This window comes from Bacillus sp. LK2, assembly GCF_001043575.1.
Taxonomy (GTDB): Bacteria; Bacillota; Bacilli; order Bacillales; family Bacillaceae_G; genus Bacillus_A; species Bacillus_A paramycoides.
Genome location: NZ_LDUK01000021.1, coordinates 230,541 through 252,116, shown reverse-complemented (window position 1 = coordinate 252,116; position 21,576 = coordinate 230,541). Strand labels below are relative to the sequence as shown.

Genomic DNA, 21,576 nt, shown 5'->3' with positions numbered 1-21,576 from the left:
GCAATGTCTCCTTCCTGATGAGTATTAAGTGTACTACTGTGTGTAATACACTTAATACAATATAGGCGATGAATTTATTTGTCAACTGAAAATGATAGAAAAATATGGTATTAAAAATGTATAAATTGGAAAAAATAGGTTTGATATAGAATGGAGGGTTAGTCATGAAGCGAGTTTTTGGAATACTTGTTTGTTTCATGTTATTGCTTTCTGGTACTTCAGTTAGTTTCGCACAATCTGAGAAAACGAAGCAGGAGAAAACAGAAGAAACAGCACCGAAGTTAGCCGAACAAGCGTCGTCAGCAATCGTAATTGAGCAAGATACAGGTAAAGTTTTGTTTGATAAAAATCCGAATGAAAAGTTACCACCTGCTAGTATGACGAAGATTATGACAATGCTATTAATTATGGAACAAGTTGAAAAAGGAAAACTAAAACTAAACGATAAAGTTAGAGCGAGTGAACACGCAGCTTCAATGGGTGGATCACAAATTTTTCTAGAGCCTGGGGAAGAGATGACTGTAAATGAAATGCTAAAGGGCATTGCGATTGCATCTGGAAATGATGCATCTGTTGCAGTAGCTGAGCATATCGCTGGTTCAGAAGAAGGATTCGTAAATATGATGAACAAAAAAGCGAAAGATCTAGGACTGAAAAATACACATTTTCAAAATCCGACAGGTCTTCCAGCGAAAAATCATTATTCCACAGCGAATGATATGGCTATTATGGCGAAAGAGTTGATGAAGTATCCACTTATTCGAAAATATACAGGTAAGTATGAAGACTATTTACGTGAAAATACGGATAAGAAATTTTGGCTCGTTAATACGAATAAGTTAGTTCGTTTTTATCCTGGAGTAGATGGAGTGAAGACGGGTTTTACGACAGAAGCGAAATATTGTTTAACAGCATCAGCTGAAAAAAATGGAATGCGTGTTATTTCAGTTGTCATGGGAGCACCTACGTCAAAAGAGCGGAACAATCAAGTAACAAAGCTTCTTGACTATGCATTTGGACAATATATGACAAAGAAATTGTATACACGTGGCGAGAAAATTAAGACTGTACAAGTAGGAAAAGGTAAAAAAGAAAAAGTAGATTTAGTTGCGTCAGACAATGTGTCTCTTCTTATGAAGAAGGGCGAAAATATGGACAAGGTAAAACAAGAAGTGATTGCTGAAAAGAAAGTAAAGGCACCAATTAAAAAAGGTGATGCACTTGGTACACTCGTTATTAAAAAAGATAAAGATGTTTTATTAAAACAAACAATTGTAGCAAAAGAAGATGTTGCTGCAGCAAGCTGGTGGGAATTATTTAAAAGAAGTTTTGGGATGTTTTCAACATCAAAATAGCGGCGGGAATTTTGCCGCTTTTCTGCTCGTATATACGGGGATAATTGCTGAAAGGTTTCACTTTATGACGAAATAGTTCTTCTTTTGTCAGTAGGAAGGATTCTTATTTTATATCACGAAAATCTTATGTTAATGAGTAAAGTTTGAGCATAAGGAGGAAATCGTGTGAGTCTTTCCATGCACTTAGAAGTAAAACGTGACGTCTTATGTGTGAGACTAGAGGGTGAATTAGATCATCATACTGCTGAAGAGTTGCGAACGAAAGTAACAGATATGATTGAGACACATGGTGTTCATCATATTGTTTTGAGCCTAGAGAACTTAACATTTATGGATAGTTCTGGTCTAGGTGTTATATTAGGCCGATATAAACATGTAAAGGGATTAGGTGGAGAAATGGTTGTCTGTGCAATTTCACCGCCTGTTAAACGTTTATTTGAAATGTCAGGTCTATTCAAAATTGTTCGTTTAGAAGAAAGTGAAGCGCATGCGCTCGCGACGTTGGGGGTGGCATAAATGAGAAATGAAATGAACCTTCAATTTTCAGCGTTAAGTCAGAATGAATCATTCGCTCGCGTTACAGTAGCTGCTTTTATTGCACAACTAGACCCGACGATGGAAGAACTAACAGAGATTAAAACAGTTGTGTCAGAAGCAGTTACAAATGCAATTATTCATGGATATGAAGGAAATGCAGAAGGTGTTGTTTATATTTCAGTGATTTTGGAAGAAGCAATGGTGAAACTCACGATTCGAGATGAAGGGATTGGTATCTTTAACTTAGATGAGGCAAGACAACCCCTTTTTACAACTAAACCTGAATTAGAGCGTTCCGGAATGGGATTTACTATCATGGAAAATTTTATGGATGAAGTAGAAGTTATTTCAAACGAATCTTTCGGGACAACAATCCATTTGACAAAATACTTATCAAATAGTAACGCTCTATGCAATTAAGGAGAATAGCCTATGGACATAGAGGTCAGAAATGAGAAGAAGAAACCTCAGTTAAAGGACCACGAGCTAAAAGCGTTAATTCAAAAAAGTCAAGATGGAGATCAACAAGCGAGAGATACAATCGTTCAAAGTAATATGCGTCTCGTATGGTCGGTTGTGCAGCGATTTCTTAATCGAGGGTACGAACCAGACGATTTATTTCAAATTGGATGTATTGGGCTCTTAAAATCGGTAGATAAATTTGATTTATCTTTCGACGTGAAATTTTCAACATATGCAGTTCCAATGATTATTGGTGAAATACAACGGTTTTTACGTGACGATGGATCTGTGAAAGTAAGTAGATCTTTAAAAGAAACAGGAAACAAAATTCGAAAGATGAGAGACGAGCTTTCGAAAGAATTTGGAAGAGCCCCAACGATTAATGAAGTAGCGGAGGCTCTTGAACTAACGCCAGAAGAAGTCGTTTTGGCACAAGAAGCGAGTCGTGCTCCTTCATCAATACATGAAACTGTGTATGAAAACGATGGAGATCCAATTACTATTTTAGATCAAATTGCAGATCAATCTGAAACGAAATGGTTTGATAAAATTGCTTTAAAAGAAGCAATTAGAGAATTGGATGAACGAGAACGTCTAATTGTGTATTTGCGTTATTATAAAGACCAAACCCAATCAGAAGTAGCGGAGCGCATAGGCATTTCGCAAGTACAAGTTTCAAGACTTGAAAAGAAAATATTGAAACAGATGAAAGATCGAATAGATGAGTAGCTATCTATTCGATCTTTTTTTATTGTCATGAAAAGGAGGAGGATCCAATTATTTCTAAAAAATTAACAGAATATATTGATAATTTAGTTAATTTAAAATATAATCCAAGTATGAACTTGTCACAAAGGGGGAAGGAAACATGGAAACGAGGCAACAATGGGGAACGAGGGCTGGATTTATTTTTGCAGCAATCGGTTCAGCTGTTGGACTAGGGAATATATGGCGTTTTCCTTATACCGCGTATGAAAACGGGGGAGGCGCATTCTTTTTACCGTACTTATTTGCATTATTAACTACTGGTATTTCATTGTTAGCGTTCGAGTTTGCTCTTGGACATCGTCATCGTGGCTCGGCGCCACTTACATTCTTCCGTATTAATCCACGTGCTGAATTTATTGGATGGTGGCAAATGTGTGTGACATTTATTGTTTCAACATATTATGCTGTAATCATTGCTTGGTCTATTTCGTATACATACTTTTCAATTACTGGAGCATGGGGGAAAGACACGCAATCATTTTTATTTAAAGAGTATTTACATGTTGCAGATAAGCCAGGACAATTCGGGGGACTCGTACCAGAAGTATTAATTCCATTGGCTCTCGTTTGGATTATCGTGCTTGGTGTTGCATTTAAAGGAGTTAAAAAAGGAATCGAAGTTGTTAACCGCATTTTTATTCCTTTACTAGTTGTTATGTTCCTTATTATCGTTGTTCGTGCAGTGACGATGGAAGGCGCGATGCAAGGGCTAGATGCATTCTTTAAACCAGATTGGAGTCGTATTTTTGATGGGAAAGTATGGCTTGCTGCTTACGGTCAAATTTTCTTTAGTCTATCATTAGCATTCGGAATTATGATTACGTATTCTAGTTATTTACCGAAAAACTCAGATACAACAAATAATGCTTTTATTACAGGGTTTGCAAATTCAGGATTTGAGTTATTGGCAGGTATCGGTGTTTTTGCAGCTCTTGGATTTATGGCAAATAACATGGGGGTACCGGTTGATAAAGTAGCTAGTGCTGGCGTAGGGCTTGCGTTCGTAGTATTCCCGCAAATTATTAATGAGTTACCGATGTCACCGTTATTTGGCGTATTATTTTTCTTATCTTTAACGGTTGCTGGAATTACATCACTTATTTCACTTGCGGAAGTATGCTTTGCCGCTGTATCTGAAAAATTCAGCTTGAGTCGTCAAAAGACGATTGGAATTATGGGAACGCTTTTAGTATTAGTTTCTCTTGTTTTTGCAACGCGCGGTGGACTTATGTTCCTCGATGTTGTTGATTATTTCGCTAACAATTTTGGATTGATTACAATTGCACTAGCTGAAGTAGTTACAATAGGACTTATTCTACGCCGTTTACCAGTTTATCAAAATCATGCAAACTTTGTATCTGATATAAAGTTAGGGACGTTTTGGAGAGTGAGTTTACTCGTTATTACTCCACTTATGTTAGGGTATATGTTAATTGATGGTACAATCCAAAACATTAAAAAGAACTACGGAGATTATCCGACAGAGTTTGTTGTAACATATGGTTGGTCGATAGCTGCAGCATTTCTTGTTGTTGCGATAGTAATTAGCTTAAAAAAATGGAATGCACAAATACATTCAGATTCTGCACAGCTTGAAAAAGAATGGAAGGACCGAGGTGTTTCATGATGAGTGGATCAGCGATTATGATGATGGTTATTGGTATGGTAGTTATTTGGGGAGGACTCGCATTAAGTATTGCAAATTTATTTAAGAAAAAGGCGTAGGTTAAAACATCTGTACCGAAACGGTACAGATGTTTTTTTATGAAAAAATTGTATTAGAAAAAATTCCAATAACCATACTACAACTACGAGGAAGAGTGAAGGGGTGATTGGAAGTTGGAACAAACGCTTTATATTAAAATGCGAAATCGCTTAAAAGTTTCTCCTACTTATGAAGTAAAGCTGGGCGATGTTGCTCAACTTGCCGGAGATTCTTTGATAGTTGAGTCGTTACAAAATGAGATAGTTTACAAAATAACAGCGCATGATAAAACGCACGTTGTAATTGATGTTATGAAAGTGATTGAGATTATTCAACAAAAAGCGTCTCATATACAAATTAATTTATTTGGTTCTGGACAAACTCTTGTTGAAATTATATACGAAAAAAAGAAAGTGCATCCGCTTTTCTTTGGACTTGTATGGTTGTTGCTTTTCATTGGAGCGGCTCTTGCGATAATTTATTTCCATGAAGATGTAAGTATGCAACAAGTACATCAACGGTTATATTACATGATTACTGGAGAATTTAAGGCACAACCGCTATTATTTCAAATTCCATATTCACTAGGTCTTGGATTAGGTATGGTTTTATTTTTTAATCATGTATTTCAAAAGAGAATCAATGAAGAACCAAGTCCGTTAGAAGTTGAGATGTTTCAATATCAGCAATCGCTAGATCAATACGTTATCGTTCATGAAAATAAGGATAATACGAAACAGATAGCTGATGATTGAACATGGATTCGTTATTTTAATTGGTCTCGCTGGAGGAATTGCTGTAGGGAGCGGATATGTTGCGTTTTTAGCTGTGCTAGGCATTATCCCACGTTTAGCTCAATTAACGAGAAGTGGAAAACACATTCAATATTTTGAGTGGGCGGTCATTGCAGGCACTTTAACAGGAGCTTGGTGTAGTTTGAGAAATATTACATTTCAAACATCACAATATTGGCTTGTTATATTAGGGATATTTTGTGGCACATTCATTGGAATGCTTGCTGCGGCATTAACAGAAGTGTTAAATGTTTTACCTATTTTAGCGAAACGAGTAGGGGTAGAGGGAAAAATTGTTGTTTTACTCGTTGCTCTTGTACTTGGAAAAGTAATAGGCTCGCTGTTTCACTGGATTTATTTCGTAAAGTAGGAGGCAATATATATATGACACAAAAAAAACTAAAGGATGACTACATAAATAAAGTGAAGGAGTACCATCCAAAACCAAACTATTTCATAAATTGTGTCAAGGCATTTCTTGTAGGTGGACTCATTTGTACAGTTGGAGAAGTATTGATGAAATTTTATATACATTATTTTCATTTTAGTGAACAAGAGGCAGGGAATCCTACAGTTGCCACTCTTGTCTTATTATCGGCGATTTTAACAGGATGTGGTGTATATGATAAGATCGGGCAGTTTTCTGGAGCCGGATCAGCAGTACCAGTTACTGGATTTGCGAACTCTATGGCGAGTGCTGCACTAGAACATAGGAGTGAAGGGATTGTTCTTGGGATTGCTACTAATATGTTTAAGATTGCAGGCAGCGTCATTGTGTTTGGAGTCGTCGGTGCATACATTATCGGGTTAATAAGATATACATTTAAAATTTTAATGTCTTAAAGGAGGGATAGGTATGAGGTTGACAGGAAAACAAACGTGGGTATTTCAAAATGATATCTTCGTGAATGCAACTGGTACTGCCGTCGGTCCGAAAGAAGCTGAAGGCCCTCTTGGAAAGGATTTTGATATTTCATATGCTGACTTACATTGTGGAGAGGAAAATTGGGAACTTGCTGAGCGAAGGTTAATGTCAGACTCGATTCAACAAGCGATGCAAAAAGGAAATATCAAAAAATCGCAAATTGATTTCTTTTTAGCGGGTGATTTATTAAATCAAACAGTGACCGCAAATTATGTTGCTCGTGAGTGTGGTATTCCTTTTTTAGGAATGTTTAGCGCTTGTGCGACGTCAATGGAAACTTTAGCGGTTGGGGCAGCCTTTATAGACGGTGGATTTGCGAATCGCATCTTAGCTACAGTAAGTAGTCATAATGCGACGGCTGAAAGACAATTTCGTTATCCAACAGAGTATGGAGGACAAAAGCCAGGAACAGCAAATTCAACGGTTACTGGAGCAGGATCCATATTAATTAGCAATGAAGAGAGTGCAATTAAAATAACGGCAGCTACGATTGGGAAAGTACAGGACTTAGGAATTGCGAATCCTTTAGATATGGGATCGGCAATGGCACCAGCTGCTGCTCATACAATTCAACAGCATTTTGAAGATTTAAGAAGAAGTGCCGCTGATTATGATTTGATTGTTACGGGTGATTTATCAGCTGTTGGGACACCAATTGCGAAACAACTTTTACTTGAGGAAGGATATAATCTCGGGAATATATACAATGATTGCGGATTAATGATTTACGATTCGAGTCAGGAAGAAGTGTTTGCAGGTGGTAGTGGCTGTGCTTGTTCAGCGGTTGTAACGTACGGGCATTTATTACGTGAGATGCACAAAGGGAATTTACAACGAATTCTTGTTGTTGCTACTGGAGCATTATTAAGCCCGATGATGATGCAACAGAAGGAAACGATTCCGACAATCGCGCACGGTGTTGTATTTGAAAGAGTGAAAGGAGAGTGAATTGTGGATTTTATATATGCATTTCTTGTAGGCGGAGCTATTTGTGTAATTGGACAAGTGTTGCTAGACTTCGCCAAGTTAACACCAGCTCATTTAATGGCAACATTTGTAGTCGTTGGGGCTATATTAGATGGATTCGGATTGTATGATAAGCTTATAAAATTTGCGGGTGCTGGGGCAACGGTCCCTATTACAAGCTTTGGGCATTCGCTACTGCACGGAGCAATGCATGCGGCAGAAAAACATGGATATTTAGGAATTGGAATCGGTATGTTTAGCTTAACGTCAGCGGGTATTTCAGCAGCAATATTATTTTCATTTTTTGTAGCACTTATATGTAAACCGAAAGGATAAATCAAATGAGACGAAGGGTTGTTTTGGTCACAGATGGAGATGAATATGCAAAGCGGACAATTGAGCTGTTAACAAAGGAATTTGGGGGAAGGTGTATTTCAGCATCGCAAAGTAATCCAACCAAATTGACAGGGAAGAAAGTTGTTGAGCTTATTATGCAAACACCATATGACCCTGTATTTGTCATGTTTGATGACAGCGGATTTATAGGAGAAGGATCTGGTGAAAAGGCGTTAAAATATGTCGCAACACATAAACAAGTTGATGTACTTGGTATTTTAGCAGTAGCATCTAATACACATCATTGGGAATGGGCACGTGTAGATGTAAGTGTAGATCGGAATGGGAATTTGACAGAATACGGTGTGGATAAATTTGGACTTCCAGATGGTGAAATTGGCAGGATTAGTGGGGATACGATTTATTGTTTAGATGATTTGAATGTTCCTGTCATTGTGGGGGTCGGTGATATTGGTAAGATGTGTGGAAATGATGAATGGGAGAGAGGATCACCTATTACTAGAAAAGCGATTCAATTAATTTTGGAAAGGAGTGGGTTTTATGACGAAGCCTAAAAAAGTGAATATCCCTATTTCATCTTTTTTAAGTGATAATGAAAATTATTTAAAACAAACGGTTGGACTAGGTGTTACATACGATGTGGGTATTCGTAAATTTCAAATTTTAAATAAAGAAATTGGTGTGTTATTTGTAAATGGACTTTGTGATACAAATTATATTATCCATATTTTAGAAGAAGCGGTAGATACAAATGAAATAAGGGATGTAGAAGAAGATACAGTGAAGCTTTTAGAGAATCGTTTAATTCATCAACAAGTAAGTAAAGTGAAAACGATGGATGAGGTAATGCTCCAAGTATTATCAGGACTCATTGTTATATTTGTGGAAGGTGAAACGGAAGCGTTCGCGATAGATGTACGTAGTTATCCAGGTCGGACACCGACAGAACCAGATACAGAAAAGGTAGTACGTGGTGCAAGGGATGGCTTTGTTGAAAACATCGTTGTAAATACAGCGTTAATTCGTAGAAGAATACGCGACCCACGTCTTCGAAATGAAATGATTCGAGTAGGGGATAGGTCGCAAACGGATATTTGTATTACATATGTACAAGATGTTGCAAATCCGGATTTAGTGAAGATTATAAAACAAGAATTAAATAACATTGATGTAGACGGGATTACGATGGCGGATAAAACGGTAGAAGAATTTGTTGTAAAACAAGGTTATAATCCATTCCCGCTTATTCGATATACAGAAAGGCCAGATGTAGCAGCAAATCATCTATTAGAAGGACATGTGCTAGTGCTCGTTGATACGTCACCAAGTGCGATGATTACGCCAACGACATATTTCCATCATTTACAGCATGCAGAAGAGTTTAGACAAAATCCAGCTGTAGGTACATTTTTACGTTGGGTACGTTTTCTGGGTGTTATATTCTCCTTATTCTTATTGCCATTTTGGTTAGTGTTTGTATTTGATCCAACGCTTTTACCGGAGAAACTAGCTTTCATTGGGCCAAATAAGATGACGCATTTACCGATTTTATTACAAGTTTTGATGGCTGAAATTGGACTTGAATTTTTAAGAATGGCTGCTATTCATACACCGACACCATTGTCGTCAGCAGCAGGTTTGATTTCAGCTATATTAATTGGTCAAATTGCAATTGATGTAGGTTTGTTTGTACCAGAAGTTATTTTGTATGTAGCGGTTTCTATGATTGGATCATTTGCAACGCCGAGTTATGAACTTGGACTTGGAAATAAGGTCGGAAAATTGTTTGTCATTATTTTGACCGGCATCTTTCATGAGATGGGATTTGTAATCGGAATGACGGTATTGATTTTATTTTTAGCGTCTATAAAAAGTTTACAAACACCGTATTTATGGCCGTTTTTACCGTTTGATTGGGGTGCATTAACAAAAGTTTTACTCCGTCCAACTATGTCTAGTTTAAAGGTTCGTCCAAGTATTGTAAGACCTCAAAATGTGCGAAGACAAAAATAAGCGGGATTATGCTCTCGCTTATTTTTTATTGAAAAATTATTGCTTTTTTAACAAAAACCAAACATTTTTTTTGTACAATTAGAGTAGATATTGTGTATGAAAGGGGAAGAGGACATGATTAAATTATTTGTAAGTGATTTAGATGATACGCTCGTTTACAATGTGAATCATATGCAAAAAGAAGATGAACGAGCGCTTTGTTGGCTAGCTGAAAAAGGGACAAATATTTGTTTTGCCTCTGGCCGTTTTACTCACCGAATTAATGAGGCGGTAGAAAGGTTCTCGTTCCCGTATTACACAACCGGTTTAAATGGAGCGACAATGTTACTACCGGATGGAAAAGTATTTCATGAATCGAGTTTTGAAGATGGGGTTGCCCAGGAAATATATCGATATATACATAAAAAGGGACTAGCAGATATTGTATGTGCAAATGAGCAGCGATATACAAAAAGGAAGAATGAACATCATCATACTTTTGAAGAGTATATGGGAGTGCATATCGCTGAAATAAAAGCATTAGAAGAGGAATTTGGGAAGACTGTACATCCTGCGAAGTTGTTTGTTTTTGGGGGTGAAGAGAAAATTGTAGCATTAGATCAAGAATTGCGAGATACATTTCATAGCGAAGCAGAAGTTTTTATATCGGGTAAGCGCTACGTTGACATTATGCCAAAGGGAGTAAGTAAGGGGAGCGCTCTGAAGCGATTAATGGAATATTTAAAAGTTGAGGCAAAGGAAGTCGCGTGCATTGGTGATTCTTTTAATGATATTTCTATGTTTGAAGTAACTCCGCACTCGTTTACTCTTCATCATGCTCATCCGTATGTGAAAGAGAAGGCAAATCATGTTGTTCGTTCGGTTGAAGAGGCTATTATGAAATTACCTTTGCTCGTATAAAGTGAAACCTTAAATCCTGCTAATTATTAGCTCAGATGCTCGTTAATGCAAAATAAAAAAGCTCGTCAAAGACGAGCTTTTTACTTAAATAATGATTTAACAAAATCAATGATACTAGAGAAGAAATCTTTTACTTTATCTAAGAAACTTTGTCCTTCTTCAGATCCTAAGAAGGCCGATACATGGTCTTTTGCTTTGTTTAATTGGCTACCAACTTGGTTCCAATCAATATTAAGATTTTTCATTTTATCAAATAACGCTACTAAGTTATCCAACTGTTCATCTGTTAATGTAATACCGAGTTGATCAGCAATTTTTTTTATTAATGAACGTAAATCTTCAGTAGTTTTTGGCTGTTCTTTTGCAATTTCTTCTTTAATTTTTGCAACAAGTTGAACTGCTTTTTCTTCACCGATTTTATCACCAAGTTTTGCTGTTTGTACCATTTCTTCATTGGCTACTTTTTTAACATCTTCTGGAATTTCTTTGTTCGATGTTGTTTCATATGCCTTCATTAAACCGGTTAAAGCAGCGGTTCCAGAAACTTTAAATGGTGCAGTAATTTGAATCTCTGCATCTTTCACACCTGCTGTAATAAGTGCATTTGTGTACATTGCATCTGTTATCGAATTAATGTTTTTTGAGCGTACAATGAGACCTGACCCTGGTTTTGTGTATGTAATCATAGAAGAGGAAATTGCTCTCGTACCAATTTGTGCTTTTGGAACAATTCCTTCTAGAAATTTATGTTCTTCCGCATTAGACACAGTAATAATTGTAGCATCTTTTGGTGCTTTCATTTCTTTTAACAGATCTTGTTTTTGTTGTTCAGATAAGTTTTCTCCTAGTGTAACAATTGATTCTCCCTCAATGATGTCTGCAAATGAAGCTGTTGGCATAATAAATACGGCTACAGCTAATAGCAGAGCTAGTAATTTCGCTTTCACGAAAAATCGCTCCCTTTCTCTTTCTAAAATTTTCGGGCAACACAGTTATTATAGTATATTTTTCTTATTTGTCACCTAGCTTTTTCCACATTTCAAAAAAGAAGTATGCAGATTGTCGGATTCTTTTTGTTTCTCGTCATGAATATGGTAATATAGTGCTGAGATAGTTGAAAGGAGACATATACGTATGAAAACTTTAGGATACATATTAATGGAAAATGGTGAAAAAATCGAATTGGAATTTTTCCCAGAAGAGGCACCGAAAACTGTAGAAAACTTTAAAAAATTAGCAGATCAAGGATTTTATGATGGTGTGACATTCCACCGCGTTATTCCTGGCTTCGTAAGCCAAGGTGGAGACCCAACAGGCACAGGTGCAGGTGGCCCAGGTTACTCTATTCCATGTGAAACTGATGGAAACCCTCATAGACACGTTGTTGGCTCACTTTCTATGGCACATGCTGGCCGTAATACAGGTGGTAGCCAATTCTTTGTTGTTCATGAGCCACAACCTCATTTAGATGGCGTACATACAGTGTTTGGTAAAGCGACGAGCGGTATTGAAACAGTATTAAACATGCGTCAAGGCGATGTAATGAAAGAAGTTAAAGTTTGGGAAGAATAAGTTATAGAAAAAAGAGAGCAATTGTGCTCTCTTTTTTATTTGCTCAAATAGGAATTGGGATATATTCTATAGTACATGATACAGATAGTACGGTTACTACTGTTAAAATATATTGTTCATGAGAACAAAGTTTTAACAAAATACATAGAATACATTAACAATTATATGCTTCAATAAATGGATTTCTTTTATCATATTATTTTTGCTAGAATTACTTTGTTCAAAAGTGATTAATAATTATGCTGTGATGAGCAGGGATTTTCCTTTTAGTTCCTATGCAGTAGTGTTTTTTTTGTGTAGTCTACTGGAAACAAATAGTGTGAAAACATATATTTGACTTTCTTCTTTACGCTTTGTATGATTATCAAGTTGTTTTAGACTCTTCTCACTCTGGTGAAAATACTGTAGAATGAATATGATGTGAAAAGAGTGATTGAGGGGATTAATAGTTTATAACTTTTGTAAGAAGGGATAAGGGTTATGTTAATTCGTTTTAAAAAAAGTTATGAAAAAATTGCAATGGGGCTTCTTTCATTTATGCCAACTGAAAAAGATGTGAAAACATTACAATTGACAATGAAAGAGTATGAAACAAAAGATGATTGGCAACTGTATTTGTGGAAACAAAACGAAGATTTTGTTGGGATAATGGGGATTGTAAAAAAAGAGAATCATGTATTAGAAATTCAGCATTTGAGCGTGAACCCGTCTCACCGTCATATGGGGATTGGGACGAAGATGGTTCAAGAGCTTAAGATTAAATTTCTTGAGTTTACAATTTGCGGAAATGAGCAAACAGCAAGTTTTTGCAAAAAGTGTAAAGAACTTGAACAAAATATACATTCATGAAAGCAGGGATAAGTAGTTTATTATCTCTGCTTTCTTTTTTGTAGTTGTTCGTTTCGTTCAGAAATGACTTCTGTTCGATCACGTAATGTGTGCTTATTCATAATGTATTCACCAGGAATGGCATTCGCATCTTTCCAAGATAGGTTTTGTTTCTTACATAACTGTATGCAGTGACGTTCTAATGTAGCATCTAATAATGGTAAAAATAACGGAGCGAAATTTTCTTTTTTATGGATAGATAGTAATCTTTCATTTAATAAGAATATTAGCTGTTTATGATCTATTCCTAATTGTTGTAATGACACACTGTTCTTTTCTAAAAGTGCTATTGAACTTTTTATCATTCTCTCTGCGCCATTCCAGTTGGAGCGTCTTTGATGATATAAAGAAACTGCAATTTGAATGAGACCAACTAAGTAATTGTCACGCTCTCCTCTAGGTTTTAATTTCCAATACTCTTCTAGTATTTCATGACATTCAAAATAATCATAATCTCCGTGAAAATGAATTAAAAATTGTATGTATTCGGTAGGATACATTTTTTTCGCTCCTGTCTAACTATTATATGTACAGTGTATCATAGAAATATTAACAATAAGCGACTAGGGAATTTTCCGTAGTCGCTTTATTGCCTCATGTTAGCAGAAGCAAGCCGCTCCTACAATGATTAGTAAAATGAACAGTACAACAAGTAATGCGAATCCACCGCTAAAACCGCAATCAACGTGACCCATAGTTTTTTGACCTCCTACATTGTTCTTACTACACTGTTATCATATGAAGCGGTGGGCATTATGACATGGGCATAGGTCTATTTTTAATTAAATTTCTTAAAAAGGTTGGATAGAACATGAGTATGCTCTATACTTATGTTGTTATAGAAAAAATGTGGTGGGATGCTTTGTGCAGTATAATTTTAAAGTAGAGGCATTTGAAGGGCCTTTAGATCTATTGTTACATTTAATACATCGTTACGAAATTGATATATACAATATTCCTGTAGCGGAAATTACAGAGCAATATTTATCTTATGTCCATACGATGAAAGAATTACAATTAGATGTTGCTAGTGAGTATTTAGTAATGGCAGCAACGTTATTGCAAATTAAAAGTAAAATGTTGTTACCAAAACAAGAAGAAGATGTACCTGATAACGGTGAAGACTTTATGGATGACCCTCGTCAAGAATTGATGGAGAGGTTAATTGAATATAAGAAATATAAGCAAGTTGCTACTGAGTTAAAAGAAAGAGAACAAGAAAGAGCACAGCTATATACACGTCCGCCAATTGATTTTACATCATTTCAACAAGAAGAGGAGACAAGCTTACCTCTTGATGTTACATTATATGATATGTTAGCGGCATTTCAAAAGCTAATGCGTCGTAAAAAAGCAAAGAACCCTGTGACAACACGAATTACTCGTCAAGAAATACCAATTGAAAAGCGAATGACTGATATTCTACAGCAGTTAGAAACAAAAGGCGGTCGTCAAAGCTTTTATGATTTGTTTGCTGATGAAGAACGAGAAATAATGGTTGTAACATTTTTAGCGGTTCTTGAGCTGATGAAAAACCAACAAATTATTATTGAACAAGAGCATAATTTTGATGAAATTTTCGTATCAAGCTCTAATAAATCCATATAGATTCAGTATAGTTTATTAGGGTGGAAAATGAGAGGGAAATACTTTATCTCATGATCGTTTTTAGTGTATCGTTTGGAACAAGAAAAGAAATATTGAACCGAACGCATTGACTGTGATTCGGTTTTTTTTATGTGTATTTTTTTGGAAAAGACAGGAGGAAGGAGTTCGTAAAATGGATAGAAAAGAACAAAAAGCAATTATTGAAGGACTTTTATTTGTTGCCGGTGATGAAGGGATTTATCCAGAACAAATAGCGAAAGTTCTTGAAATTGAAGTGGAAGAAGTAAGAAACAGTATAGAGGAAATGCAAACGGAATGCGAAGGAACGCATCGCGGCTTGCAAATTGTGCAATATGCAAAAGTATATCGTTTTGCAACAAAGAAAGAGCATGCTTCGTATTATCAAAAATTAATAGATACCCCAACCGCGGCTTCACTTTCTCAAGCAGCTCTTGAAACGTTGGCAATCGTTGCATATCGTCAACCGATTACAAGGACAGAAATGGAAGAGATTAGAGGTGTGAAAACGGACAAGGCATTACAAACGTTAGTTTCGCACTTACTTATAAAAGAAACGGGAAGAGCGGAAGGCCCAGGGCGTCCTATCTTATACGGAACTACGAAAGAATTTTTGGATACGTTTGGATTGAAAACATTAGATGATTTACCATCGCTTTCTGAAGAAAATGAACAAATGAATGAAGCAGATTTATTCTTCGGTTCTTTACAGGAATTATCAAAATAAAAGCTTAGCATTTTGCTAAGCTTTTTTTGTATATCAATTACAGGGCGTGCCATACTAAATGAAAAAAGGAGACGAGTTATGAGAGGTGTACGGAGTATTCTATTGTTGGTTTCTGTTTTATTATGTTTTTCGCTAAACAGCGCATCGGCTAAAAGATATATGATGACTATTCATACTGCGTCTTCTTTACATATGCAACGGCAACATTTAGGGAAAATGAAAGTAAGTTTTTTAAAAGTTGGACAAGGTGATGCGACACTTATTACCTTGCCAAATGGCCAAACGATGTTAATTGATGGAGGGCCTTATGAAGCGGGAGAGGTCATTATTCAAAAGCTAATTGAAAAAGGGATTAACCACTTAGATGTTATTGTAGGTACGCATCCTGATATGGACCATATAGGTGGACTTATTCCGATTGTAGAACAAATGCCAGTCTCACTCGTATTAGATAGTGGGAAAACATATAGTTCATTTACTTATCATACGTATCGGAATAATATTAAAAAAAGGGGCATACCTTTCGTTTCAGTGAAGGAAGGACAATATATACCGTTAGATCCACATGTTTCTATACAGGTGTTGAACAATGGGAAATCGAAAGATGAGAATAATGAGTCTTCAATTGTTTTAAAAATTCGATATGGTAAAGCAGACTTTTTATTAATGGGTGATGCTGATGTACGGACGGAAAATGAAATATTAAAGCGATTTGATGTACATGCAGATGTGCTAAAAGTGGGGCATCATGGCTCGTATACTTCAACGAGTGAAACATTTTTAAAAAAAGTAGATCCACAATTCGCAATTCTTTCATACGGAAGTAAAAACCCGTATGGACATCCTCACCAAAGTGTAGTGAGACGATTAAAACAGCGCGGTATAATGCTATATGGAACAAACAAGCGAACAGTAGAAATAGAAACAGATGGTGAACATATTGCCATGTGGTCGAGCGGCTGGATGCCATTACTTAAGTAACAAATTATATAAGAGGTTATTGTCCCTTTTTGGAAAAAATGAATAACATATATTATAATTGTGAGAGAAACAATTAATTTCCTTTTTTGCTGAACAAAGAGGAAATTTCATTAGAATGTATAGACAACTACTCGTGTGTATATTAAGATGGAATTAGGCGAATAAGGTAATAATAACAAGTAGGTATTTCATGGGAAAGGATCGATGAAAATGAAAACGCAAGTTGTCATCAATGCCAAAATTTATACAGGTCAAGAAGTAGTGGAAAACGGATTTATTCGTTACGCAGAAACAATTAAAGAAATTGGTTTGATGGCTCAATATGTCTCACAAGAAAATGAAACTGTTTCAGATGCGGCAGGGAAGATTGTGATTCCAGGTATGATTGATGTTCATATTCATGGTGGGTACGATATTGATGCGATGGATGCAAATAGCGATGGATTAGTAACTCTTGGTAAAGAAATGTTAAAAGAAGGAGTTACAACTTATTTCCCAACAACAATGACACAAGCTCCAGAAGCGATTGAAGCGGCACTTAGTGCTGCGAAGGAAGCGAAAGAAAAAGGAGCACATTTCGAATATATTCACTTAGAAGGACCATATGTTTCAAAAAAACGTGCGGGTGCACAACCACTTGAACATATTGTTCCTGCGAGTATCGAGCAATTTAAACAATGGCAGGAAGCAAGCGGTAATCTAATTAAATTAGTAACATATGCGCCAGAAGAAGAAGGTGCGTTAGAGTTTGAACAGTATCTTGCTGAAACAGGTGTTGTTGGCACAATGGGGCACACAGATGCGATGGATGCACAACTGAAAAATAGAAAAATTACACATGCAACACATTTATACAATCAAATGCGTGGATTACATCACCGTGAACCAGGAGCTGTTGGTCATGTGTTATTAAATCCAGATGTAATGGTTGAAGTAATTACAGATGGCATTCATATTCACCCTGATATGGTGAAATTAGCATATAAATTAAAAGGACCGAAAAAAGTAAGTGTCATTACTGATGCAATGCGTGCAAAAGGTCTTGAAGATGGATTATATGAGCTTGGCGGACAGCCAGTACATGTAAAAGATGGAAGTGCCCGATTAGAAGATGGAACGTTAGCTGGTAGTATTTTGAAAATGGATCAAGCCTTCCGAAATGTAATTGAATTTACAGGATGTTCAATCGAAGACGCAGTACTGATGACATCAGTTAACCAGGCAGAAGAGTTTGGATTAAATAATAAAGGTGCGTTAGCGGTAGGTAAAGATGCAGACTTTGTTGTTATGACTGAAGAATTACATGTATATGATACGGTTCGTTTAGGAACTCATATGAAGGAAGGGAAGTAATTAGATGAAAATTCTTGTTGTAAAAACTCCAGAAGAATTAGCAGAAGCAGGCTATAAGTTAATTGAAGAGGTTGTAAAATCAAAAGAAAATCCAACATTAGGAATGGCTACTGGAAGCTCCCCATTAGGTATTTATGCAGAAATGCGAAAAAATAAACTTGATACAAGTCATGCAACCACTGTAAACTTAGATGAGTACGTAAATTTACCACACGAAGATAAAAACAGCTATCACTATTTCATGCAAGAACAGTTGTTTGATCATCTTCCATTTAAACAAACTTATGTACCAAACGGGATGGCAAGTGATTTAGAGGGAGAGTGCAAGCGTTATGAAGGCATTCTAGCAGCTAACCCAGTTGACTTACAGATTCTTGGAATCGGTGAAAACGGTCACATCGGATTTAATGAGCCAGGAACACCATTTAATTCTCCAACTAACATTGTGGAATTAACAGAATCTACGCGCCAAGCAAATCTTCGCTTTTTTGAGAATGAAGAAGATGTGCCGACTCATGCGATTACAATGGGAATTGGAAGCATCATGAAAGCGAAACAAATTCTACTTGTTGCTATGGGATCTAAAAAGGCAGAAGCTATTAAAGAATTATTGCAAGGTGAATATAGTGAGGTGTGTCCTGCTACAGTTTTACAACGTCATCCGAATGTAACCGTAATCGCAGATCCAGAAGCTCTATCTTTATGCAGTGAGGCGATTGCTGATGAACATCGACAAGTATTCACCATTTCCGATCTATTATCAGATTCAAGAGTGGGTGAAACAGCTAATTGAGGACGGCGAATGGAAGCCGGGAGATAAAATTCCATCTGAGAATGAACTTTGTGATAAGTTCGAAGTGAGTCGTATGACAATCAGACAGGCAATTAATAACTTAGTGGAACAAGGATATTTATACCGGAAACGTGGAATTGGAACATTCGTTCAACTTCCGAAAGTGGAGCAAAAGTTGCAAGGAATGACGGGATTCACAGAAGATATGATTTCTCGTGGTATGAAACCGAGCAGCCAGTTATTGAGCTTCCGCCTAGTTCCAGCTACTGCTAAAATAGCAGACCGGCTGAGAATACAAGAGGGAGAGTCGGTTTATGAAGTGAGGCGTACTCGCTTAGCTGATGACGAACCGATTGCATTTGAGACGACATATTTGTCGCCAACTCTTGTGAATGATATTAACGAAGAAATATTGCAACAATCTTTATATGAACATTTAGAGAAAAAACTAGGCTTTAAACTTGTTCGCGCTACTCAATCAATTGAAGCTTCAATCGCAACAGATAATGAAGCTGAACATCTGCATATTCCTAAAAAGGCGCCTGTACTTGTAATGCGTCAATGGTCATATTCGGAAGGTGAGTTACCGTTAGAGTATGTGAAATGTATTTATCGCGGTGATCGTTATAAGTTTATTACGAACATCGCACGTAACAAGTAATATATTTCAGTTTGTGAAGTACAGTGAACTTTCATGTGTTCAACATGTAAAGAAAATAAAAATACGACTCATCCTTATAAGGATCGAGTCGTATTTTTATTTTCTTCTTTATTATAAGCAAGCACTTGGTTAACTGCATCTTTAACAGCATCGACTACATAGTGAGCATGTTCTTTTACCGCGTCATCAGCCTGAGACATAGCAAAACTATGAGGAGTTAGAGTAAACATAGGGATATCATTGTAAGAATCTCCGATGCAAGCAACCTCTTCGGGTTGTATTTGAAACTCTTGTAATAAAATGGAGATAGCGGAGCCTTTACTAATATTAGGTGGCATTACATCTAAACACTGTTCAGCTGAAATGAAAGTACTAACTTTCCCCTGAAATTTTTTATCAATTTTTTTTTGAAGAACTTGTAAGCTTTCCTTAGTTCCACCAACAGAAATTTTATTTGGAAAAATTGTATCGTCTATTTTCTGTAACAAATGTGGTTCTTCAACGGAAGTCATCGTTACTTGTTTTTCAAGTTCATGAATAAAAGGTGTCTTTTCTTCAATGTAGTAATTATGCTCATCACTTACATAACGGAAATAAGGGTCCTCGTTCGTCATCGCTAACAAGTCAGGTAGAATACTGGAATCGAATGTTGCAGATAATAGTTGCTTATTTGCATGAGTATATACGAAAACACCATTCACACTAATACGATGAAAATTTGTATTTACAGCTTTCATTAAGTCTGCGATTTCATTATCAAGTCGTCCGGAAGCGAAACAAAGAATAACATTTTGCTCAGCTAGACTACGAAGTGCTGCAATATCTTGTTCGTCAATTAGACCTCCGTGTTGCATCATTGTACCGTCAATATCACTTACAAACATTTTAATCATGTTGCTATCTCCTTTCTATGTACAGTTGCTCTTACATTATACGCATCATATACAAACATGTCTAAAAAATGAATTTTTATCAAATGGTAGATGTTTTACATTGACGACAAAGAAGAATGTTCTGTAACATAACAGTAGGCTATTTAAGTACGAGGGTGGTGTTATATGAGTAATTATCTAGAAATTAAAAAAGTTTTAAATAATAATGTCATCATTGCTAGCCATCCTGAACACGAGGAAGTAGTAGTGATCGGTAAAGGAATTGGATTTGGAAAAAAGGCTGAAGATGTGTTGGAGCAAGAACAAATTGAGAAAATGTTTGTTTTAAAAAATGAACGTGATCGAGAACAATACAAACTTTTAGTGCCACATGTGAGTGAAAAGCTAATTGAATTGATGAATGATATTATGTTATACATTCAAGAAAAAGCAGAGTCTCCATTAAATGAACATATTCATATCGCTTTAACAGATCATATTTCTTTTGCAATTAAAAGGCTGAAACAAGGACTTACAATAGATAATCCTTTTTTGGTTGAAACGAAAATGCTATATCCAGAGGAATATAAAATTGCCGAAGGAGTTGTACACCTGTTAAACTCTCGTTTGCAAATTACATTGCCAGAAGGGGAAGTTGGCTTTATCGCACTTCATATATACAGCTCGCTTACAAACTCTGATTTATCTTCTGTTAATCAAAATTCCCGTCTTATTGCACAACTTGTGTCTTTAATTGAAACAAACCTACAAATTACATTAGACCAAGAAAGCATTCATTACTTACGCCTTATTCGTCATTTACAATATGCTATTGAACGGGTAAAAAAAGGCGAAAAAGTAGAAGAGGCACAAAGTTTTGCTGATTTATTAAAATTGGAATATCCAGTCTGTTACAATTTGGCGTGGAAGCTAGTCAAAGTAATGCAGAAAGAATTGCAACTACCTGTATATGAAGCGGAAAGTATTTATTTAACGATGCATTTACAACGGTTAGTAAAAGCAGAGCATGTGTAAAAAGACATATATTTTTGTCTAAAATGAAAACGTTAAAAAAAATGATTGAATCGCTTACAATAGTTATGTATAATAACTATTGCAAAGTTGTACAAAATTCGACAAACACATTAAGGTGAGTAACGAAAACGTTTGCCTTAATTATAGTGAACTTATACGTAATCCTATTTTTGACACGTGTTACTGATTCGATCAGGCATGAGTGGAGAAAAGTAAGGAATGTAAGCTAGAGAAAGGGATATACTACCCTTTGTATAGCTATCGTTCTATCTTTTTTTCCTCATGC

General features: G+C 36.2%; 27 protein-coding genes. 23 read left to right on the top strand and 4 right to left on the bottom strand.

What is annotated here, in order from left to right; genetic code table 11:
• Positions 1 to 164: 164 nt before the first annotated feature.
• The 14 genes from dacF to VK90_RS16150 all read left to right on the top strand — a co-directional run bounded on the left by dacF (position 165) and on the right by VK90_RS16150 (position 10,782).
• Entirely contained in the window at positions 165 to 1,355 is a 1,191-nt protein-coding gene (gene dacF / locus VK90_RS16215) for a serine-type D-Ala-D-Ala carboxypeptidase DacF (RefSeq protein WP_002173304.1), read from the top strand.
• A 165-nt stretch (positions 1,356 to 1,520) separates the two neighbouring features.
• Positions 1,521 to 1,871, top strand: coding sequence for an anti-sigma F factor antagonist (spoIIAA, locus tag VK90_RS16210; protein WP_002088460.1), 351 nt, complete (start codon positions 1,521 to 1,523; stop codon positions 1,869 to 1,871).
• Positions 1,872 to 2,312: an anti-sigma F factor gene (gene spoIIAB, locus VK90_RS16205; protein WP_001243400.1), complete on the top strand. Its 441-nt coding sequence runs from the start codon at positions 1,872 to 1,874 to the stop codon at positions 2,310 to 2,312. It abuts the gene before it with no gap.
• A gap of 12 nt (positions 2,313 to 2,324) precedes the next feature.
• Complete coding sequence (gene sigF, locus VK90_RS16200; protein ID WP_025150147.1) at positions 2,325 to 3,083, top strand: RNA polymerase sporulation sigma factor SigF; 759 nt, start codon at positions 2,325 to 2,327, stop codon at positions 3,081 to 3,083.
• Between the two features lie 139 nt (positions 3,084 to 3,222).
• Entirely contained in the window at positions 3,223 to 4,749 is a 1,527-nt protein-coding gene (locus VK90_RS16195; RefSeq protein ID WP_002173303.1) for a sodium-dependent transporter, read from the top strand.
• Positions 4,746 to 4,847 (top strand): methionine/alanine import family NSS transporter small subunit, encoded by a 102-nt coding sequence (locus tag VK90_RS16190; protein WP_002094424.1) that lies wholly within the window; start codon positions 4,746 to 4,748, stop codon positions 4,845 to 4,847. The genes VK90_RS16195 and VK90_RS16190 overlap by 4 nt, the downstream gene beginning before the upstream one ends.
• 114 nt (positions 4,848 to 4,961) lie before the next feature.
• Entirely contained in the window at positions 4,962 to 5,582 is a 621-nt protein-coding gene (locus tag VK90_RS16185; RefSeq protein ID WP_048374095.1) for a stage V sporulation protein AA, read from the top strand.
• The gene (gene spoVAB, locus VK90_RS16180; RefSeq protein WP_048374094.1) at positions 5,575 to 5,991 is read left to right on the top strand and encodes a stage V sporulation protein SpoVAB; all 417 of its coding nucleotides are present in this window, start codon (positions 5,575 to 5,577) and stop codon (positions 5,989 to 5,991) included. The genes VK90_RS16185 and spoVAB overlap by 8 nt, the downstream gene beginning before the upstream one ends.
• 14 nt (positions 5,992 to 6,005) lie before the next feature.
• Positions 6,006 to 6,464 carry a stage V sporulation protein AC gene (gene spoVAC, locus VK90_RS16175; RefSeq protein ID WP_048374093.1) on the top strand — a complete coding sequence of 153 codons (459 nt, stop codon included), beginning with the start codon at positions 6,006 to 6,008 and terminating at the stop codon, positions 6,462 to 6,464.
• Positions 6,465 to 6,477: 13 nt separating this feature from the next.
• Positions 6,478 to 7,494, top strand: a complete 1,017-nt coding sequence (gene spoVAD / locus VK90_RS16170; RefSeq protein WP_048374092.1) for a stage V sporulation protein AD — start codon at positions 6,478 to 6,480, stop codon at positions 7,492 to 7,494.
• A gap of 3 nt (positions 7,495 to 7,497) precedes the next feature.
• The gene (gene spoVAE, locus VK90_RS16165) at positions 7,498 to 7,848 is read left to right on the top strand and encodes a stage V sporulation protein AE (RefSeq protein WP_000345912.1); all 351 of its coding nucleotides are present in this window, start codon (positions 7,498 to 7,500) and stop codon (positions 7,846 to 7,848) included.
• 5 nt (positions 7,849 to 7,853) lie between these two features.
• Positions 7,854 to 8,423, top strand: a complete 570-nt coding sequence (locus tag VK90_RS16160) for a stage V sporulation protein AE (protein ID WP_001254419.1) — start codon at positions 7,854 to 7,856, stop codon at positions 8,421 to 8,423.
• Positions 8,410 to 9,882, top strand: a complete 1,473-nt coding sequence (gene spoVAF / locus VK90_RS16155; protein ID WP_048374091.1) for a spore germination protein SpoVAF — start codon at positions 8,410 to 8,412, stop codon at positions 9,880 to 9,882. The genes VK90_RS16160 and spoVAF overlap by 14 nt, the downstream gene beginning before the upstream one ends.
• A gap of 96 nt (positions 9,883 to 9,978) precedes the next feature.
• Positions 9,979 to 10,782, top strand: coding sequence for a Cof-type HAD-IIB family hydrolase (locus VK90_RS16150; RefSeq protein ID WP_048374090.1), 804 nt, complete (start codon positions 9,979 to 9,981; stop codon positions 10,780 to 10,782).
• 80 nt (positions 10,783 to 10,862) lie between these two features.
• On the opposite strand, the gene VK90_RS16145 is transcribed toward VK90_RS16150, so the two are convergent.
• Entirely contained in the window at positions 10,863 to 11,729 is an 867-nt protein-coding gene (locus VK90_RS16145; protein WP_002173296.1) for a DUF1002 domain-containing protein, read from the bottom strand.
• Positions 11,730 to 11,916: 187 nt separating this feature from the next.
• Here VK90_RS16145 and VK90_RS16140 point away from each other — a divergent pair, with 187 nt between their 5' ends.
• Together VK90_RS16140 and ribT are read left to right on the top strand one after the other, a co-directional pair.
• Positions 11,917 to 12,354 (top strand): peptidylprolyl isomerase, encoded by a 438-nt coding sequence (locus VK90_RS16140; RefSeq protein ID WP_048374089.1) that lies wholly within the window; start codon positions 11,917 to 11,919, stop codon positions 12,352 to 12,354.
• A gap of 480 nt (positions 12,355 to 12,834) precedes the next feature.
• The gene (ribT, locus tag VK90_RS16135; RefSeq protein WP_002173295.1) at positions 12,835 to 13,203 is read left to right on the top strand and encodes a GNAT family N-acetyltransferase RibT; all 369 of its coding nucleotides are present in this window, start codon (positions 12,835 to 12,837) and stop codon (positions 13,201 to 13,203) included.
• Between the two features lie 20 nt (positions 13,204 to 13,223).
• Here ribT and VK90_RS16130 read toward each other — a convergent pair whose 3' ends face one another.
• Both VK90_RS16130 and VK90_RS28775 read right to left on the bottom strand, forming a co-directional pair.
• Positions 13,224 to 13,742, bottom strand: a complete 519-nt coding sequence (locus VK90_RS16130) for a DUF309 domain-containing protein (protein ID WP_048374088.1) — start codon at positions 13,740 to 13,742, stop codon at positions 13,224 to 13,226.
• A 99-nt stretch (positions 13,743 to 13,841) separates the two neighbouring features.
• Positions 13,842 to 13,937, bottom strand: a complete 96-nt coding sequence (locus VK90_RS28775; RefSeq protein ID WP_000510194.1) for a YjcZ family sporulation protein — start codon at positions 13,935 to 13,937, stop codon at positions 13,842 to 13,844.
• 169 nt (positions 13,938 to 14,106) lie between these two features.
• Between VK90_RS28775 and VK90_RS16125 the strand changes: the two genes are divergently transcribed.
• From VK90_RS16125 to phnF, 6 genes are all read left to right on the top strand, one after another.
• Complete coding sequence (locus VK90_RS16125; RefSeq protein ID WP_002173293.1) at positions 14,107 to 14,850, top strand: segregation/condensation protein A; 744 nt, start codon at positions 14,107 to 14,109, stop codon at positions 14,848 to 14,850.
• 172 nt (positions 14,851 to 15,022) lie between these two features.
• A complete protein-coding gene (gene scpB, locus VK90_RS16120; protein ID WP_002173292.1) occupies positions 15,023 to 15,595 on the top strand; it encodes an SMC-Scp complex subunit ScpB in 573 nt (190 codons plus the stop codon).
• Between the two features lie 78 nt (positions 15,596 to 15,673).
• Positions 15,674 to 16,576 (top strand): ComEC/Rec2 family competence protein, encoded by a 903-nt coding sequence (locus VK90_RS16115; RefSeq protein WP_002173291.1) that lies wholly within the window; start codon positions 15,674 to 15,676, stop codon positions 16,574 to 16,576.
• Positions 16,577 to 16,786: 210 nt separating this feature from the next.
• Positions 16,787 to 17,929, top strand: coding sequence for an N-acetylglucosamine-6-phosphate deacetylase (nagA, locus tag VK90_RS16110; RefSeq protein WP_048374212.1), 1,143 nt, complete (start codon positions 16,787 to 16,789; stop codon positions 17,927 to 17,929).
• Positions 17,930 to 17,933: 4 nt separating this feature from the next.
• Entirely contained in the window at positions 17,934 to 18,722 is a 789-nt protein-coding gene (gene nagB, locus VK90_RS16105; RefSeq protein WP_048374087.1) for a glucosamine-6-phosphate deaminase, read from the top strand.
• The gene (gene phnF / locus VK90_RS16100; protein WP_071718750.1) at positions 18,652 to 19,383 is read left to right on the top strand and encodes a phosphonate metabolism transcriptional regulator PhnF; all 732 of its coding nucleotides are present in this window, start codon (positions 18,652 to 18,654) and stop codon (positions 19,381 to 19,383) included. The genes nagB and phnF overlap by 71 nt, the downstream gene beginning before the upstream one ends.
• 74 nt (positions 19,384 to 19,457) lie before the next feature.
• On the opposite strand, the gene VK90_RS16095 is transcribed toward phnF, so the two are convergent.
• Complete coding sequence (locus tag VK90_RS16095) at positions 19,458 to 20,276, bottom strand: Cof-type HAD-IIB family hydrolase (RefSeq protein WP_048374086.1); 819 nt, start codon at positions 20,274 to 20,276, stop codon at positions 19,458 to 19,460.
• 165 nt (positions 20,277 to 20,441) lie between these two features.
• Between VK90_RS16095 and glcT the strand changes: the two genes are divergently transcribed.
• Entirely contained in the window at positions 20,442 to 21,290 is an 849-nt protein-coding gene (gene glcT / locus VK90_RS16090) for a glucose PTS transporter transcription antiterminator GlcT (protein ID WP_002173286.1), read from the top strand.
• Positions 21,291 to 21,576: the final 286 nt, after the last annotated feature.